General features: G+C 71.4%; 11 protein-coding genes. 1 reads left to right on the top strand and 10 read right to left on the bottom strand.

Features of this window, described 5'->3' with window-relative positions; translation table 11 throughout:
• Positions 1-187 precede the first annotated feature (187 nt).
• The 5 genes from ACIRD3_RS19540 to ACIRD3_RS19520 form a co-directional block, all read right to left on the bottom strand.
• Positions 188-1,990, bottom strand: a complete 1,803-nt coding sequence (locus ACIRD3_RS19540) for an RICIN domain-containing protein (protein WP_402217969.1) — start codon at positions 1,988-1,990, stop codon at positions 188-190.
• Positions 1,991-2,312: 322 nt separating this feature from the next.
• The gene (gene yjfF / locus ACIRD3_RS19535) at positions 2,313-3,290 is read right to left on the bottom strand and encodes a galactofuranose ABC transporter, permease protein YjfF (protein ID WP_402217966.1); all 978 of its coding nucleotides are present in this window, start codon (positions 3,288-3,290) and stop codon (positions 2,313-2,315) included.
• Positions 3,287-4,384, bottom strand: a complete 1,098-nt coding sequence (locus ACIRD3_RS19530; protein ID WP_402217963.1) for an ABC transporter permease — start codon at positions 4,382-4,384, stop codon at positions 3,287-3,289. Before ACIRD3_RS19530 ends, yjfF begins: the two co-directional genes overlap by 4 nt.
• The gene (locus ACIRD3_RS19525) at positions 4,381-5,931 is read right to left on the bottom strand and encodes a sugar ABC transporter ATP-binding protein (RefSeq protein ID WP_402217960.1); all 1,551 of its coding nucleotides are present in this window, start codon (positions 5,929-5,931) and stop codon (positions 4,381-4,383) included. The genes ACIRD3_RS19530 and ACIRD3_RS19525 overlap by 4 nt, the downstream gene beginning before the upstream one ends.
• A 105-nt stretch (positions 5,932-6,036) precedes the next feature.
• Positions 6,037-7,017: an ABC transporter substrate-binding protein gene (locus ACIRD3_RS19520; protein WP_402217958.1), complete on the bottom strand. Its 981-nt coding sequence runs from the start codon at positions 7,015-7,017 to the stop codon at positions 6,037-6,039.
• A 430-nt stretch (positions 7,018-7,447) separates the two neighbouring features.
• On the opposite strand from ACIRD3_RS19520, the gene ACIRD3_RS19515 reads away from it, so the two are divergent.
• Positions 7,448-9,616 carry a glycoside hydrolase family 9 protein gene (locus tag ACIRD3_RS19515; RefSeq protein ID WP_402217955.1) on the top strand — a complete coding sequence of 723 codons (2,169 nt, stop codon included), beginning with the start codon at positions 7,448-7,450 and terminating at the stop codon, positions 9,614-9,616.
• Between the two features lie 139 nt (positions 9,617-9,755).
• Here ACIRD3_RS19515 and ACIRD3_RS19510 read toward each other — a convergent pair whose 3' ends face one another.
• From ACIRD3_RS19510 to ACIRD3_RS19490, 5 genes are all read right to left on the bottom strand, one after another.
• Positions 9,756-11,105 carry a PHB depolymerase family esterase gene (locus ACIRD3_RS19510; protein ID WP_402217953.1) on the bottom strand — a complete coding sequence of 450 codons (1,350 nt, stop codon included), beginning with the start codon at positions 11,103-11,105 and terminating at the stop codon, positions 9,756-9,758.
• A gap of 99 nt (positions 11,106-11,204) precedes the next feature.
• Positions 11,205-13,565 carry a glycoside hydrolase family 3 N-terminal domain-containing protein gene (locus ACIRD3_RS19505; protein WP_402217951.1) on the bottom strand — a complete coding sequence of 787 codons (2,361 nt, stop codon included), beginning with the start codon at positions 13,563-13,565 and terminating at the stop codon, positions 11,205-11,207.
• 8 nt (positions 13,566-13,573) lie between these two features.
• Positions 13,574-14,392, bottom strand: a complete 819-nt coding sequence (locus tag ACIRD3_RS19500; protein WP_402217948.1) for a carbohydrate ABC transporter permease — start codon at positions 14,390-14,392, stop codon at positions 13,574-13,576.
• Entirely contained in the window at positions 14,392-15,354 is a 963-nt protein-coding gene (locus ACIRD3_RS19495; protein ID WP_402217945.1) for a carbohydrate ABC transporter permease, read from the bottom strand. Before ACIRD3_RS19495 ends, ACIRD3_RS19500 begins: the two co-directional genes overlap by 1 nt.
• An 11-nt stretch (positions 15,355-15,365) precedes the next feature.
• Complete coding sequence (locus ACIRD3_RS19490) at positions 15,366-16,658, bottom strand: ABC transporter substrate-binding protein (protein ID WP_402217943.1); 1,293 nt, start codon at positions 16,656-16,658, stop codon at positions 15,366-15,368.
• Between the last annotated feature and the right edge of the window lie 79 nt (positions 16,659-16,737).

The following is a 16,737-nucleotide window of genomic DNA, read 5'->3' as shown; positions in this document are numbered from 1 at the left end:
CCTTCTCGGCCGGATGCCCCCCCCGCTCCCCCCCACCCATCCCCCAAACACCTCCTACGCGGGCCCCCCCCCGGGGGGGTGGGCCCGGGGGGGCGCGGGGGGGGGCCCCCGGGGCGGGCCCCCCCACCTCGGCGGCTGACGGGGATGGACGCGGCCCACCGAACGATGGGCCGCCGGCTGCGTGCGGCTACTTGAGCGGCGTGCCGCCCGCGTTGTGGTTGGCGATCGTCTTGTTGATCAGGTTTCCGCCGTCGGTCTCGACCGTGGTCTGTTCCTGCCAGCCGGCGCCGAACAGGAGGCCACCGACGTGGGCGTTCGCCACCTGGTCCAGGTGCGAGAAGAACCAGTCGACCTTGTCGTCCTTGTAGTGGCCGGGAGTGTTGTTCTGCGCCATGTTGCCCAGGGGGATCTGCCACAGGACCACCGGCTTGCCCACCGACTCGGCCATCGTCTTGTAGAACGCGAGCGCGGCGAAGCCCTTCTGGTCGTTCCAGAAGGTGTCACGGCTGCCGTGGGCGGGCAGCGCGTACCAGCCCGCGTCGCGGTCCGTCACGTCGGTGACCAGGAAGTCGGCGTTCTTCGCCCCGAGGTCCGCGTAGTCCTTGACGCACTGCGCGGTGTTCTGCTGCCAGTCGAAGCAGGACAGGTGCAGGCCCACGCCGGTGTTCGGCGCGTACTTGTGCCCCATCGCGATCAGGCACTGGGCCAGGCCTGCGGCGCTGTTCTCCTGCGAGCCGCAGTCCGTCGGGTTCGCGGCCTTGACCTGTGCGGCGACCTGGTGCGGGTTGCCGAGCGAGCGGACGTAGCCCCAGAAGTCGGGCTCGAGGTCGATCATGTCCTGCGAGGTGCCGATCTTCTGGAGGAAGAAGCGGTAGTCGTTCAGGTAGCGGGTGAGCAGGTCGGCCCTGTTGATGGCCTGGACCTCGCCCGGACCGTCGCCCTGGCCCGCCGCGTCGCCGAGGTCGCGCAGCGAGTACCAGGTCCAGAGCTGCTTCTGCGGGCGCGGCTTGCCCTGGTAGGTCGCCTGAGCCGCCTTGGCGTCCCGGTAGGTCACGTACGTGCCGGGCGCCGTGGTGCTGCCGGTCCAGCAACCCCACCAACCGGACCACGCGTCCTGGCAGCGGGCCGCCGTGTAGTAGTCCGAGGAGGGCGCGGGCTGGCTGTGCACGTAGGCGTACTGCACGTCGAACGGCGCGGCGTTCGACGAGGCGTCGGACATCGAGCCGCCGATGAGCATCGTGGTGCTGCCCAGGAAACTCTTCGCCGGGTTGCCGCCGCCGGCCGGAGGCGCCGGCGGCGCCGAGGTCGGGTGGTTGCCGCCGACCGGAGGCACCGGGGGCACCGAGGTCGGGTGGTTGCCGCTCGGGGCCTGGCTCGTCGGAGCGCTGCCGCCCGCAGTGGCGGGCTTGGTGGGCGGGGCGCCGTTGCCGGCGCCCCCCGTGTTCCCGCTGCCGCCGATGCTCCCCACCGGGACGAGCTGCCACTGCTGGTTGGCGCCGTTCCAGTCGTGGTACTGGGCGATGCGGCCCCCGTCGGCCTTGGAGCCGAGCGGGACCTCGACGGCCTTGCCGTTGAAGCGGTTGATCAGACGGACGTAGCCGTCCGACGACTTCTCCAGGTGGAACTGCTGGTTGGCCCCGTTCAGGTCGCTCCACTGCACCACCTGGGAGCCTTCGGACTTCGACCAGCCGTAGTCGTCCAGCACCTTGCCGGAGTACCGGTTCTGCAGCCGGTAGTTGCCGTCGCCCGCGTCGATGAACCTCCACTGCTGGTTCGCCTCGCCGGTGCGGCTCCACTGCACCACCGCGGCACCGTCGGACGCGCCGTAGCCGTAGTCGTCCAGCACCTGGCCGGTGCCGCGGTTGACCAGCAGGTACCAGGGGCTCGTGTCCACGGTCACGGTGCCCGCCGAGGCCGTGTTGAAGACGGCCACGGAGGCGCCCACGACCGCCAGGCCGACGGCCGCCCACAGACTCCGGCGCTGGTACAACCGACGGCGACGGTGCGTCTGCCGCCGCCCCGGATCGGCCGGGCGGAACGCGTCCCTGCGGCGGGCGCGGCCGCCGGGCGACGCCTCCGACGACGTGGACGGGCGAGGAAACATGTCGATGCTCACTTTCAGCCGTTGCCTCCGACCGGACCGCCTGTCCGGACACCACCCGGTTGCCACCGCCGCCGGAAAGGTTGCCCCGGACCGCGAAGATTTTTTTCGCCGTGCGAAACGAGCCGCCCGGCCACCAGTGGTGGCCGGGCGGCGGCGACGCCGGTCAAGGGCGTCTCACGGTCGGGAGCGTCTCAGGGTCGAGGGTGTCTCACCGTCGGGGGCGGCGGGTGGTGATCAGGCGTTGCAGGACGATGAAGACGAACAGCAGGGCGCCGATGACGATGCGGGTCCACCAGGAACTGAGGGTGCCCTGGAAACTGATCACGGTCTGGATCAGCCCGAGCACCAGCACGCCCAGCAGGGTCCCCAGCAGGTAACCCGAACCACCGGTCAGCAGGGTGCCGCCGATGACGACCGCGGCGATCGCGTCGAGTTCCAGGCCCACCGCGTGCAGGCCGTAGCCGGACAGCATGTAGAAGGTGAGCAGGACGCCGCCGAGCGCGGAGCAGAAGCCGCTGATCGCGTAGACGGTGGTCCTGGTCCGCTGGACCGGAAGGCCCATCAGCAGTGCCGACTGCTCGCTGCCGCCGAGCGCGTACACGTTGCGCCCGAGCCGGGTGTGGTGGAGGACCACGAATCCCACGGCGACGACCAGCAGCGCGATGACCGCGCTCGGCGAGACGAACAGGCTGCCGAGCGGGATCCGGGTCTGCGCCATCGCGGTGTACTGCGGGTCGGTGATGGAGATCGAGTCGATGCTGATCGTGTAGCACAGGCCGCGGGCCAGGAACATGCCGGCCAGGGTGACGATGAACGGCTGGATCTCGAAGACGTGGATGACCCAGCCCATCAGCCAGCCGCCCGCGGTGCCCATCAGCAGGACCAGCGGGATCACCAGCAGCGGCGGCCAGCCGTGCCGCTCGACCAGCCAGGCGGAGACCATGGTGGACAGCGCCACCACCGCGCCGACCGACAGGTCGATGCCGCCGGTCAGCACGACGAAGGTCATGCCGACCGCGACGACCAGCAGGAACGCGTTGTCGATCAGCAGGTTGAGCACGACCTGGCCCGAGAAGAAGCCGTCGTAGCTCACCGAGCCGACGCCGAACATCGACACCAGCAGGACCGCGGTGACCAGCAGCGGGATCTGCCCGCGCAGGCGGGTCAGCAGGGCGTTGGCGTTCATTCGCCGACCTCCCGGTCGATGGGGGCCGCGGCAAGCGGCCGGGTGCTGGGCCGGGTCCGCCCGCCACGGGCGGCGAACCTGGCGCCGAACGTGGCACGGAACTTGGGCGACTGGATCAGGCAGACGACGATCACCACGAAGGCCTTGAACACCAGGGTGGTCTCCGGCGGGATGCCGATGGTGTAGACGGTGGTGGAGAGCGTCTGGATGATGAGCGCGCCCAGCACGGTGCCGCCGATCGAGAAGCGGCCGCCGTTCAGCGAGGTCCCGCCGAGCACCACCGCGAGGATGGCGTCCAGTTCGATCCACAGTCCCGCGTTGTTGCCGTCGGCGGCCGAGACGTTGGAGGACACCATCAGTCCGGCCAGCGCGGCGCAGAGCGCGCTGAACACGTAGACGAGGGCCACCAGCCGCACCGCCCGGATGCCGACCAGGCGGCTGGCCACCGGGTTGCCGCCGACGGACTCCAGCAGCAGGCCGAGCGCGGTCGCGCGGGTGAGCAGGACGGTGGCCAGCACCACCACGGCGCTGAGCAGGATCGCGAACGGCATGGTCAGCCAGTAGCCGCCGCCGATCAGCTTGTACGGATCGCTGGTGACGGTGATGATCTGACCGTCGGTGATCAGCTGGGCCACGCCGCGCCCGGCGACCATCAGGATCAGGGTGGCGACGATCGGCTGGACGCCGGCCTTCGCCACCAGCACGCCGTTGGTGAGGCCGAGCACCAGCGCGCTGCCGAGGGCGATGGCCACGGCGGTCAGCACGGTGCCGACGCTGCCCGGGTCGGCGGAGCGGCTGATGTGCAGGCAGGCCAGGGCGCCGGAGATCGCGACGGTCGAGCCGACCGACAGGTCGATGCCGCCCGTGGCGATCACCAGGGTCATGCCCAGGGAGACCAGGATCAGCGGGGCACCGAAGTGCAGGATGTCGATCAGGGAGCCGTAGAGGTGGCCGCCCTGGACGTGGACGGCGAAGAAGTCGGGGGTGAAGGCGAGGTTGGCGACCAGCAGGACGGCCAGCACCACGGCCGGCCAGAACAGCCGGAACCGGGTCATGGCCATCACCGGACGGCGCACCGCCGTTGCCGTAGTCATCGGTCAGCTCCGCTCGCGATCGTGGCCATCAGGCGCTCCTGGGTGAGATCGCCGCCGTTGTCGAGTTGCGCGACCATCCGGTGGTCGCGCAGCACGGCGACCCGGTGGCTGAGCCGCAGCACCTCCTCCAGTTCGGCGGAGATGAACAGCACCGCCATGCCGTCCTCGGCGAGGTTGGCCACCAGCTTCTGGATCTCGGCCTTCGCCCCGATGTCGATACCGCGGGTGGGTTCGTCCAGGATCAGCAGCTTGGGGTCGGTGATCAGCCACCGGGCGAGCAGCACCTTCTGCTGGTTGCCGCCGCTGAGGTTGCGCACCAGCGCCTCGGGGTTGCCGGGACGGATGTCCAGGGCGCGGATCCAGCGCAGCGCGTACTCGTCCTGCGCGGTGCGCGAGAGGGGGCGGACCCAGCCCCGGGCGGCCTGCAGGGCCAGGACGATGTTCTCCCGGACGGTCAGTTCGCCGACCAGGCCCTCGGTCTTGCGGTCCTCCGAGCAGAAGGCGATGCCGCGGGCGATCGCGTCGCGCGGGCTGCGCAGGACGGTCTCGGCGCCCTCGATCCGCAGGGTGCCGCCGTCGCTCTGGTCGGCGCCGAACAGCAGCCGGGCGGCCTCGGTCCGCCCGGAGCCCAGCAGCCCGGCCAGTCCGATCACCTCGCCCGACCGGATCTCCAGGTCGTACGGCTCGACGGCGCCCCGGCGGGTCAGTCCGTCGGCCCGCAGGAACGCCACCGCGTCGGCCGAGGCGGCGTGCTCGCGCCAGGTGTCCCCGTCGAGGCGCTCGGGTCCGGCGTGTCCGGCGAGTTCCGTGAGTTCGGCGAGCTCGGAGCCGATCATCCGGGAGACCAGCTGGACCTGGCTCAGCTCCTCGGTCAGGTACTCGCCCTCCAGCCGGCCGTTGCGCAGCACGGTCATCCGGTCGCAGATCTCGTAGACCTGGTCGAGGAAGTGCGAGACGAACAGGATCGCCACGCCCTGGTCGCGCAAGCGCCGCATGACGGCGAAGAGTTGGCGCACCTCGTCGCGGTCCAGGCTGGAGGTCGGCTCGTCCAGGATCAGCACCTTGGCGGAGACGCCGACGGCGCGGACGATGGCCACCAGCTGCTGGACGGCGATGGAGTGGCTGTTCAGCGGCGTGCTGACGTCGATGTCCAGGTCCAGTTCGCGGACCAGGTCGGCGGCCCGGCGGCGCATCGTGGCCCAGTCGACCAGGCCGAGGCGGCGGGGCTCACGGCCGATGAAGATGTTCTCCGCGACCGACAGGTTCGGGCAGAGGTTCACCTCCTGGTAGACCGTGCTGATGCCGGCCTGCTGGGCCTGCAGCGGCCCGGCGATCCGCACCGGGCGGCCGGCCAGCACCACCTCGCCGGCGTCGGCCGGGTGGACGCCGGTGAGCACTTTGATCAGCGTGGACTTCCCGGCGCCGTTCTCCCCCATCAGGGCGTGCACCTCGCCGGGGAAGAGCCGGAAGTCGACCCCGTCCAGCGCCACCACCCCGGGGAACTCCTTGCGGATCCCCCGGACTTCCAGGACCGGTTGCTGCCGCACCCCGGTTCTCCTCTCGTGTGTCCCGGACGCGTCCCGCCCTGGGGCGGGACGCGTCCGGACCGTGCGGGGCCGGACCGCGGGAGCGGCCCCGCACGGCGGTGCGGGTCAGTACTGGCGGTTCGGCAGGGCCGCGGTGGCCTGCTCGGGGGTGAAGGTGCCCTCCTCCGTCTTGATCCGGCGCGGCACCTGCTCACCCGCCTTGACCTTCTTCGCCAGGTCCATCAGCTGGTCGCCGAGCAGCGGGTTGCACTCGACATCGAAGTTGATCTTTCCCTGGCTCATCGCGGTGAAGGCGTCCTTGACGCCGTCCACCGAGACGATCTTGATGTCGGTGCCCGGCTTCTTGCCGGCCTCCTCGATGGCCTGGATCGCGCCGAGCGCCATGTCGTCGTTGTGCGCGTACAGCACGTCGATCTTCGACTGGGACTTCAGGAAGGCCTGCATGACCTCCTTGCCCTTGGCGCGGGTGAAGTCGCCGGTCTGCGAGGCGACCACCTTGAACTTGGGCTCGCCCTTGACGGCGTCCGCGAAACCGGCCTTGCGGTCGTTGGCCGGCGCCGAACCGGTGGTGCCCTCCAACTGGACGACGTTCACGTCACCACTGGCGGCCGCGTACTCCTTGACCAGCCAGTCACCGGCCTTCTTGCCCTCCTCGACGAAGTCCGAGCCGAGGAAGGAGACGTAGAGCGACTCGTCCTTGGAGTCCACCGCGCGGTCGGTCAGGATGACCGGGATGTGCGCGTCCTTGGCCTCCTTGAGGACGGTGTCCCAACCCGACTCCACCACCGGCGAGAAGGCGATCACGTCGACCTTCTGCTGGATGAACGAGCGGATCGCCTTGATCTGGTTCTCCTGCTTCTGCTGCGCGTCGGAGAACTTCAGCTCGACGCCGGCCTTCTTCGCCGCCTCCTGGATCGACTTGGTGTTGGCGGTGCGCCAACCGCTCTCCGCGCCGACCTGCGAGAAGCCCACGACGAGCTTGTGGCCGGAACCCTGGCCTGCCGAACCTCCGCCGCCGGAACCACAGGCGGCGAGGACGGCGACCATCGCACCGGCGACCAGGACCGACGCAACTCTCTTGGACATGTGGGGACTTCCTCTCGGGATCGTCGATCGCACGGACGGCGGCAACGGCCCGCGTTCACGGGGTGGGGCGAGACGACTGGGGGCCGCGGTGCGGCCCAGGGGCGGCGCGCCACCACTCCGTCCATCGGCCGCGGTGGTGACGCTTGTTGCGCTTGAGTCGAGATTGTTAACGCTAACAATCGGGGCGACAAGACCCGCTCCTGCCCGTTACTCAATCTTGACCTGCGGCGCGGCGAGGTCCTGACCAATTTCCGGTCTGTTACGGCCTCTTGACGCTCCGATGGCCGGGCTGGCTTCATGTGGACGATGGGAGCGCTCCCATGCACTCGACTGCTGTGCACCCGGCTCCCGTGCACCGGCCTCCCGTGCTCCGGCTCCCCCGTGTTCAGGGCCCCACCCCCGTGTCCCCTCCGAAGGAAGGCTCCCACCCATGCCTCCCGTTCCCTCCGGCTACGGACTGCCCCGGCGCGCGGCCGCCGCGCTGACCGGCCTGACCCTGGCCGCGGCTGGGCTGAGCGCCGCCGCGTTCGCCCCGGCCCACGCCGCCACCGCCACCCCCGCCCACCCGGTCGTCACGGCCGCCGACTTCCCCGTCCGCGTCAACCAGCTCGGCTACCTGCCGGACGGCCCCAAGCGGGCCACCGTGGTCAGCTCGGCGACCGCCCCGCTCCCCTGGCAGCTGCGCGGCCCCTCCGGTGCGCAGGTCGCCGCCGGCACCACCACCGTGGTCGGCGCCGACCGGGCCTCCGGCCAGTCCACGCACCTGGTGGACTTCGGCGCGTACACCGGCACCGGCACGGGTTTCACCCTGGTCGTGGACGGCTCGGCGAGCCACCCGTTCGACATCTCGACCACGTTGTACGACGGGCTGCGCGCCGACAGCATGTCGTTCTTCTACCAACAGCGCAGCGGCATCGCCATCGACGCGGCCCTGGCCGGCAGCGCGTACGCCCGCCCCGCCGGCCACCTGGGGGTGGCCCCGAACAAGGGCGACACGAGCGTGCCGTGCCAGACCGGGGTGTGCGACTACCGGGCGGACGTCCGCGGCGGCTGGTACGACGCCGGCGACCAGGGCAAGTACGTGGTCAACGGCGGCATCGCGACCTGGGAGCTGGTCAACTCCTTCGAGCGGGCCCGGCGTTCGGGCGACGCGGCGGTCCTCGGGGACTCCACGCTGCGCGTTCCCGAGCGCGGCAACGGGGTGCCGGACCGGCTGGACGAGGCCCGCTGGGAACTGGAGTTCCTGCTGCGGATGCAGGTCCCGGAGGGGAGGCCGATGGCCGGCATGGCCTTCCACAAGGTGCACGACGCGCAGTGGACCGGCCTGCCGACCAGGCCCGAACTCGACGACCAACAGCGCGAGTTGCACCCGCCGTCGACGGCCGCCACACTCAACCTGGCCGCCACCGCGGCCCAGTGCGCCCGGGTCTACGCGCCGTACGACGCCGCCTTCGCCGCCCGCTGCCTGGACGCGGCCCGCCGCGCCTGGACGGCGGCCCGGGCCCATCCGAACGTCCTCGCCACGGCGGCCGACAACACCGGCGGCGGCGCGTACGAGGACGCCGACGTCTCCGACGAGTTCTACTGGGCGGCGGCCGAACTCCTCGCCACCACCGGCGAGTCGCAGTACCGTGACGCGGTCACCTCCTCGCCGCACCACACCAAGCCGGTGGACGCGTTCTGGTGGGGCGGCACCGCGACGCTCGGCCGGATCACCCTGGCCACCGTGCCCGGCGTGGCCCTGCCCGCCGAGGACGTGAGCCGGCTGCGCGGGCTGCTGACCTCGGCCGCCGACGGCTACCTGTCCACCATGGCCGACCAGGGCTACGCGGTGCCGATCCCCGCCGACGGCTACGTGTGGGGCTCCAACAGCGCGGTCGCCGACAACGCGATGGTGATGGCCGTCGCCTACGACCTGACCGGCGCCGTACGCTACCGGACCGGCGCCCTGGAGACGATGGACTACCTGCTGGGCCGCAACGCCCTGGACCGCTCCTACGTCTCGGGCTACGGGGAGCGGGCCTCCGAGAACCAGCACCACCGGTTCTGGGCGCACCAGAACGACGCCTCGCTGCCGCACCCGCCGGCCGGCTCCTTCGCGGGCGGCCCGGACGCCGCCCTGGAGGACCCGGTGGCGAAGGAGCGACTGGCGGGCTGCGCACCGGCGGCCTGCTACGTCGACGACATCGGCTCGTACTCGACCAACGAGGTCGCGATCAACTGGAACGCCTCGCTGGCCTGGCTGGCCGCGTTCGCCGCCGAGCGACGGACGTCGGCGCCCACGGCGTCCTGCTCGGTGGCGTACGCGATCGACAACGCCTGGGGCACCGGGTTCACCGCCACCGTGACCGTGCGGAACACCGGCACCTCGACCGTCTCCGGCTGGACGCTCGGCTGGAGCTTCCCGGGCGACCAGCGGATCTCCACCGCCTGGAAGGCGACGGCGAGCCAGTCCGGCACCGCCGTGACCGCGCGGGACGCCGGCTGGAACGGCACCCTGGCGCCCGGCGCGGCGACGAGTTTCGGCTTCCAGGCGACGTACTCCGGCGCCAACCCGGCACCGGCCCGGTTCACCCTGAACGGCGCCGACTGCGCCTGAGCCCGACCCGACCCGGCTGCCCGCCGCACCGTGGGGGTGCGGCGGGCAGACCGGCGCCGGGGACGGGGCCGGGTGGTGGTGGGACTCCGTCACGACCGGGCGGTCGCAGCCGGGCGCGCGGGGAGTCGCGCGCCCGGTGTCAGCCCAGCTTCCACTGCTGGTTGCCGCCGCCACTGCAGGTCCACAGCTGGACCGGCGTGCCGTCGCCGGTGGCCAGGCCGGCCACGTCCAGGCAGAGCCCCGACTGCACCCCGGTGACGGTGCCGTTCGGGTTCAGCTGCCACTGCTGGTTGGCCTGGCCGTTGCAGGACCAGACGATCGCCTTGGTGCCGGGGCTGGTGCCGTGCCCCTCGGCGTCCAGGCACAGCGTGCTGCCCCCCACCGTCACGGTCAGCTGGTTGGACGCCGTACGGGTCCAGGTCTGGTTCGCACCGCCGTTGCAGGCGTGGATCTGCTGCTGCGTGCCGAGCGTCGCGCCGTTGGCGTCGGTGAGGCACTTGCCCGCGGCCACCGCCTTCAGCGCGCCGGTGGTGCCGCCGCCGGACGTCCCCCCGTCCAGGCCCATGAAGTGGACCGCGGTGGCCGCCATGGCCGTCCCCTGCACCGGCAGTTGGTGCCCGGCCCCGGCGATGCTGTAGGCCTCGACACGGGTGACTCCGGCGCTGTCGGCGTACCGGGTGCGGTTCCAGTTCGCGGCGGGGGTGTCGGTGGCCGAGGGGGTCTGGCTCACGCCGAGGACGTCGGTCCACTCCTTGATCTCCTCACCGAGGTTGTGGGGGCTGAGGATGGTGTCGGCCGTCCCGTGCCACAGCTGCACCCGGGGGCGCGGACCGGTGTAGCCGCGGTCGGCCGCGCGCACCAGGCCGCCCCACTGCTGCGGGCTCATGGAGACCTGGCCCTGGGCGCAGGGGCCGTTCCAGCCGCGGACGGTGCCGGTGTAGAAGCAGTGGTACGGCACGCCCATGAACGCCGCGCCCGCCTTGAACACGTCGGGGTAGTCGGCGAGCATCACGTTCGTCATCATCCCGCCCGACGACTCCCCGGTCACGTACACGGCGTCGGGGTTGCCGCCGTAGTGCTGCTCCGTGTACGTGATCATCGACATCAGCCCGACCGGGTCACTGCCGCCGTTGCGGGTCAGCGCCTGGTCGGAGGAGACGTCCCAGCAGCTCCCGCCGGGGTTCGTCGAGGGGTAGATGACGAGGAACCCGTAGCGGTCGGCCAGCGACCCGAAGTCGGTGCTGGAGTACATGTACGGTCCGCTCCCCTGGCACCCGTGCAGGGCCAGCAGGATCGGCGGGTTGGGCCTGACGTTGTTCGGCACGTACAGGTGCATCAGCAGACCCGTCGGGTTGGTGCCGAAGTTCGTGATCTGGGTCAGCGACGCGGCGGCGGCCTGCGGGGCCGCCTGCAGGCCGAGGCCGAGGGTGAGGCCGAGCGCGGCGAGCAGTCCCAGTAAGCGGGACGTGAACGAGCGGAAGCGGAACACGGGCTCTCCGTTCGGGTGTGTCGTGGGTGGGAAGGTGCGTACGGTGCCATCACCTGCGGTGCGCACCCCCGGGGGTGCGCACCCCCGGGGGTGTCCGGGTCAGGCGGGGTGGAACGTCGGGTGCAGGCGCCGGGTGTGGTCGAGGACGCGGACCGGCCCCTCCAGCCGGACGGTCGCGGTGAGCCGGATGTCGGTGCTGGAGGCGGCGACGCGCAGCTCCAACTCCCCCGGCTCGACGATCCGTCGCCCGTCGCGCCCGGTGAAGGACGCGAGGTCCGCCGGGACGCCGACCCGGAGCCGGGTCCGCGAGCCCGCGGGGAGGGTGATCCGCCGGTAGCCGATCAGCCGCTGCACCGGCTGGACCACGCTGGCGACCGGGTCGTGCAGGTAGAGCTGGACGGTCTCGCTGCCGGTCCGGCCGCCGGTGTTGCGCAGGGTGAAGGCGAGGCCGACCGCCCCGTCGGTCGTGGTGACGGCCTGCTCCACCTCCAGGTCGGTCCAGGCGAACGTCGTGTAGCCGATGCCGTGCCCGAATCCGAACGCGGGGGTGGGGTCGGTGCTGGACACCTCGCTCGGACCGGCCAGCCGGGCGGCGAGGTAGGTGGAGGGCTGGACGCCCGGACGGGCCGGGATGCTGACGGGCAGTCGGCCCGAGGGGTCGGTCCGTCCGCTGAGCACGGCGGCGACCGCCTCGGTGCCGGCCTCGCCGGGGAAGAAGGTCTGCACCAGGGCCGCCGCCTCGGTCACCGCGCGCCCCAGCGCGTACGGCCGGCCGGCCAGCAGGACCGGCACCACCGGCCTGCCGGTGTCCAGCAGGGCGTCGAGCAACTGCTGCTGCACGCCGGGCAGTTGCAGGGACTCGGCGTCGCAGCCCTCGCCGCTGGTGCCGCGCCCGAACAGGCCGGCCCGGTCGCCCAGGGCGACGATCACGACATCGGCGCGCCGGGCCGCCTCGACGGCCTCGGCGAAGCCGGAGGTGTCGGGCCCGTCGATGCTCGCCCCGGCCACGGTCCGCAGCTCGCTGCCGGGGAACTCGGCCGCCAACGCCTGTCGCAGCGTCGGCAGTTCGATGCCGATCGGGACCTCGGGGTGCTGACTGCCGACGTGCACGGGGAAGGCGTAGCAGCCGAGCACCGAGGTCGGGGTGTCGGCGTTGGGGCCGATCAGCGCGATCCGTCGGGGGTGGCGCAGCGGCAGGGTGCCGTCGTTGCGCAGCAGCACCACGGCCTGCTCGGCGATCTCCCGGGCCAGGGCGCGGTTCTCCGGGCCGTCCAGGTCGACCGAGCCGCGCAGCCTGGCCGGGTCGTCGAGCGGGCGGCCGGAGAGCGCCGCCGGGACGGCGTCCCAGTCCTCGTCCAGCAGGCCGAGTTGGGCCTTCTGCACCAGCACCCGGCGCAGCGCCCGGTCGACCAGCGCCTCGGGCACCGTCCCGTCCTCGACGGCGCGCAGCAGCGGGTCGCCGAAGGTCTTGACCGTGGGCAGCTCCACGTCCACGCCACTGGCCAGGGCGAGGGCCGCCGCCTCGGCCCAGTCCCCGGCGACGCCGTGCAGCAGTTTGAGGAAGGCGATGCCGAAGTAGTCGGCGACCAGCGTCCCCTCGAAGCCCCAGGTGTCGCGCAGCAGCCCGGTGAGCAGCGCCTCGTCGGCGGCCGAGGGGAGGCCGTCGGTGTCGGTGTAGGCGTGCATGACTGAGCGGGGGCGGCCCTCGCGCACCGCCATCTCGAACGGCGGGAGGATCACGTCGGCGCGTTCGCGGGTGCCCATGCCGACGGGGGCGAGGTTGCGTCCGGCGCGCGAGGCGGAGTAGCCGGCGAAGTGCTTGAGGGTGGCCACGATGCCCGCGGACTCCAGGCCCTGGACGTAGGCGGTGGCCACCGTGCCGACCAGGTAGGGGTCTTCGCCGATGGTCTCCTCGACCCGGCCCCAGCGGGCGTCGCGGACGACGTCGAGGACCGGGGCGAGGCCCTGGTGGACGCCGACCGCGCGCAGGTCGCGGCCGATGGCCGCGGCCATCCGCCGGATCAGGTCCGGATCGAAGGTGGCGCCCCAGGAGAGCGGCACCGGGTAGGCGGTGGCGCCCCAGGCGGCGAACCCGGCCAGGCACTCCTCGTGGGCGAGGGCGGGGATGCCGAACCGGTTGGCGGCGGCGATGCGCTGCTGGCTGCGGGCGAGCGAGAGCGCGCCCAGCGCCGGGTCGACCGGTGCGGTGCCGAAGGGCCGGGTCAACTGGCCCAGTCCGGACGGGAGCAGGTCGTCGAGGTCGGGTGCCTCCTCCATGTCGTGCTGGTGCGGGGCGACGTCGCCGCCCTCGTCGGAGGCGCCGACCCAGACGCCGACGAGCTGGGCCAGTTTCTCCGGCAGCGTCATCTCGGCGATCAGGGCGTGCGCGCGCTCCTCGGGGCTGAGCGTGCGGTCGCGCCAGCGGTCGGTCGGGTCGGCGGGCGGGGCGGCGAGGTTCATGTGGCCGGTCACTTTCCTCGGACGCCCATGAGGCCCTGGACCAAGGCACGTCGGGCGAACAGGTAGACGACGAAGACGGGGAGCATCGACAGCACGACGGCGCTGAGCAGGCCGGGCACGTCGACGCCGTGCTCGGTCTGGAAGTCGTACAGGCCGAGGGTGATGACCTTGGTGCCCTCCGACTGGGTGAGGATCAGCGGGAACAGGAAGCCGTTCCACGCCTGCAGGGCGGCGAACACCACGACGGACGACAGACCGCCCCTGGACAGCGGCAGCACCAGCTGCCAGAACACCCGCCACGGCGAGGCGCCGTCCATGGCCATGGCCTCGTAGAGCTCCCCGGAGATGTCCCGCATGGCCCCGGTGAGGACCAGCGTGCACACCGGCAGGCAGAACGCCGCGGTGGGCAGGATGACGCCGATCAGGTGGTCGTAGAGGCCGGCCTTGCTGATGACGTAGAACATCGGCACGATCACGGCCTGCGCCGGGATCGCCAGCCCCAGCAGGAAGATCCGGAACACGGTGCCGATGGTCCTGCCCCGGGCCCGCACGATGGCGTAGGCGAGCGGGGGCACCACGAGCAGCACGATGGCGACCACGCTCACGGTGACCAGGAGCGTGTTGAGGAAGTCCTGGCCGAAGCCGTTGGAGAAGTCGTCGACGTAGTTCTGCAGGGTCAGCTCGGAGGGGAAGGTGAGCGGCCCCTGCGAGGAGTAGTTGGAGCGGGTCCGGAACGTGGAGATCAGCAGGACGTACAGCGGGAAGCCCACCACGGCCAGCCAGACCAGCGAGCCGAGCCCGGCGAGGTGGTTGGGGCGCCGGCGCATCACAGTCCCTCCGTGGTGCTGCGCATCCGGTCGTAGCCGGACAGGCGCACGACGGCGAGCGAGATCAGCGTGGCGGCCACCACGAGGACCAGCGCGATCGCCGAGCCGGCGCCGAAGTCGAAGCTCTTGAAGGCCTGTCGGTACATGTAGTAGGCGCTGTTGGTGGTGTCGGTGCCGGGACCGCCCTGGGTGAGGATGAGGACGGTGTCGAAGGTGGTGAGCCCGCCGACCACCATGAGGATCATCGAGGTGATGGCGGTGTTGCGCAGCTGCGGCAGGGTGATGTGGAGGAACTGCCGCACCTTGCCCGCGCCGTCGATCGCCGCGGCCTGGTAGAGCACCGGCGGGATCGCCCGGGCGCCGCCCTGGTAGAGCAGGGCGTGCATGGGCGTCCACTGCCACATGCCGACGAAGGTGAGCACCGCGAGGCCACCGGCCTGACTGCCCATCAGGTTCCCGTCGCCGAACAGCCAGTCCAGCTCGGAGGGCACCCCGAAGTTGGGGTCCAGGATGGCGCGCCACACCACCGACACCGCGGTCGCGGACAGCAGCAGCGGGACGAAGAAGATCGCGGACAGCACGGCGCGGTTGCGCTGGTGACCGGCCGCCCACACACCCAGCAGGATGCTCACCGGGGTCTGCACGACCACGCCGGCCACGGTCAGCACCAGGGTCAGCCAGATGCTCTGCGTCATCACCGGGTCGTGCAGCAGCTTGGTCCAGTTGGCGAGGCCGTTGAACCGGGGGGCGTCGACGCCGTTCCAGTCGGTGAACGAGAGGACCGCCACCAGCACCAGCGGCACGATCGCGAACACCAGGAAGAACACCGTCGCGGGGACCGCCCAGAGGAGGCCCGGACGGGTCACCCCGACGCCGGCCCGGCTCGCCGCCCGGGGGCGGGGAACCCGGCCGGCGCCCCGTCGGCGGCGGCCGGACGCGGACACGAAGGAGGAAGCACTCATGGCGGTTCCCCTCAGGAGGCCGGCAGGGCCTGCATGGCCTTGACGAAGCCGTCCACGTCGAGCTTGCCGTTGAAGAACTGCTGGACGGCGGTGTGGATCGGCGTGTTGGCGGCCGGCGGGTACGCCTGGTCCCAGGACAGCTGGAACGAGGGGGCGGCCTTGACCAGGTCGTACTGGTACTTCGAGTAGTCGGGGTTGGCCGCGGTGCCGAGGAACTGCTCGGTGTTGGTGGTGGTCGGCAGGTTGCCGATCGCCAGCTGCGCCTTCACGAACTCGTCGGAGTACATGAGCTTCAGGAAGGCGGCCGCCGCCTCGGGGTGCTTGGTCTTCTTCAGCACCGAGTAGAAGTTGTTGGTGTTGCCGACCACGTCGGCCGGGTCGCCCTTGCCGCCGGCGATGCCGGGGAAGCCGCTGTACCCGAGGTTGCCCTTGGCGAAGTCGGGGTTGGCGTCCTGCTGGGTGGCGTACTCCCAGGAACCCATCAGCTCGAAGGCCGCCTTGCCCTTGGCGAGCAGGGCCGGAGAGCCCCCGTCGGTGAACTTGACCGAGTCGAAGTTCGAGCCGAACGCGCCGGCGTCGACCAGCTGCTTGAGCATGCCCAGGGCCTTCTTCGCGTCCTCGCTCTCCCAGGCGCTCTTGTCGCCGGACAGCGCCTTCTGGAACAGCTCGGGGCCCGCCACGCGGTCGAAGACGTACTCGTACCACATCAGGGTCGGCCACTGGTCACCACCGCCGAGGGCGAAGGGGGTGACGCCCTTGGCCTTGAGCACCCGGACGGCGTCGAGCAGGTCGTCCCAGGTCTTCGGAACGCTCACGCCCGCGTCGGCCAGCACCTTCTTGTTGTGGAACAGCAGCACGGGCTGGGTGCCGCGCATGGGGACGCCGTAGGACTTGCCGTCGATCACCGCGGTGTTGAACACCGAGGGCAGGAAGTTGCCCTTCAGCCCCGGGTCCGCGGCGATCATGTCGTCCAGGGGGAGCAAGAGGCCGGACTTCACGTAGGGCTGGATGCTGCCGCCGCCCCAGTTGAAGAAGACGTCCGGCGCCTGCGGGGTGTTGATGACGGTGTTCAGCTTGGCCTGGTAGTCCGCACCGGGGATGGTGTCCAGGACGGCCTTGACCTTCGAGGTCTTGTTGAAGGTCTCGACCAGTTGCTTCTCGACCTTGTTGCTGGCGTCCCCGTAGACCAGCACGTGGATCGTGCCGGAGTCCCCGCCGGCGGAGGACCCTCCACTGCCGCAGGCGGTCATCCCCACCAGGGCCACGGTCAGGCCGAGCGCACCGACTAACGCGCGTCGCTTCATCAGCAGTCTCCTAAAGTTTCGATCCGCTTCTCGAAATCCACGCTGCGCCGGACGCTAGGTTGCGAAGACGTTTCGGGTC

This window comes from Kitasatospora sp. NPDC093550, assembly GCF_044764985.1.
Classification (GTDB): Bacteria; Actinomycetota; Actinomycetes; order Streptomycetales; family Streptomycetaceae; genus Kitasatospora.
The sequence above is the reverse complement of the archived record's forward strand: the minus strand, read 5'-3'. Positions and strand labels throughout refer to the sequence as shown.

Excerpts from the sequence above, each read along its gene's own strand:
- ACIRD3_RS19495 (WP_402217945.1), bottom strand. The coding sequence starts at position 15,354 with ATGAGTGCTTCCTCCTTCGTGTCCGCGTCCGGCCGCCGCCGACGGGGC.
- ACIRD3_RS19500 (WP_402217948.1), bottom strand. The coding sequence starts at position 14,392 with ATGCGCCGGCGCCCCAACCACCTCGCCGGGCTCGGCTCGCTGGTCTGG.
- ACIRD3_RS19505 (WP_402217951.1), bottom strand. The coding sequence starts at position 13,565 with ATGAACCTCGCCGCCCCGCCCGCCGACCCGACCGACCGCTGGCGCGAC.
- ACIRD3_RS19515 (WP_402217955.1), top strand. The coding sequence starts at position 7,448 with ATGCCTCCCGTTCCCTCCGGCTACGGACTGCCCCGGCGCGCGGCCGCC.
- ACIRD3_RS19490 (WP_402217943.1), bottom strand. The coding sequence starts at position 16,658 with ATGAAGCGACGCGCGTTAGTCGGTGCGCTCGGCCTGACCGTGGCCCTG.
- ACIRD3_RS19530 (WP_402217963.1), bottom strand. The coding sequence starts at position 4,384 with ATGACTACGGCAACGGCGGTGCGCCGTCCGGTGATGGCCATGACCCGG.
- yjfF (WP_402217966.1), bottom strand. The coding sequence starts at position 3,290 with ATGAACGCCAACGCCCTGCTGACCCGCCTGCGCGGGCAGATCCCGCTG.
- ACIRD3_RS19520 (WP_402217958.1), bottom strand. The coding sequence starts at position 7,017 with ATGTCCAAGAGAGTTGCGTCGGTCCTGGTCGCCGGTGCGATGGTCGCC.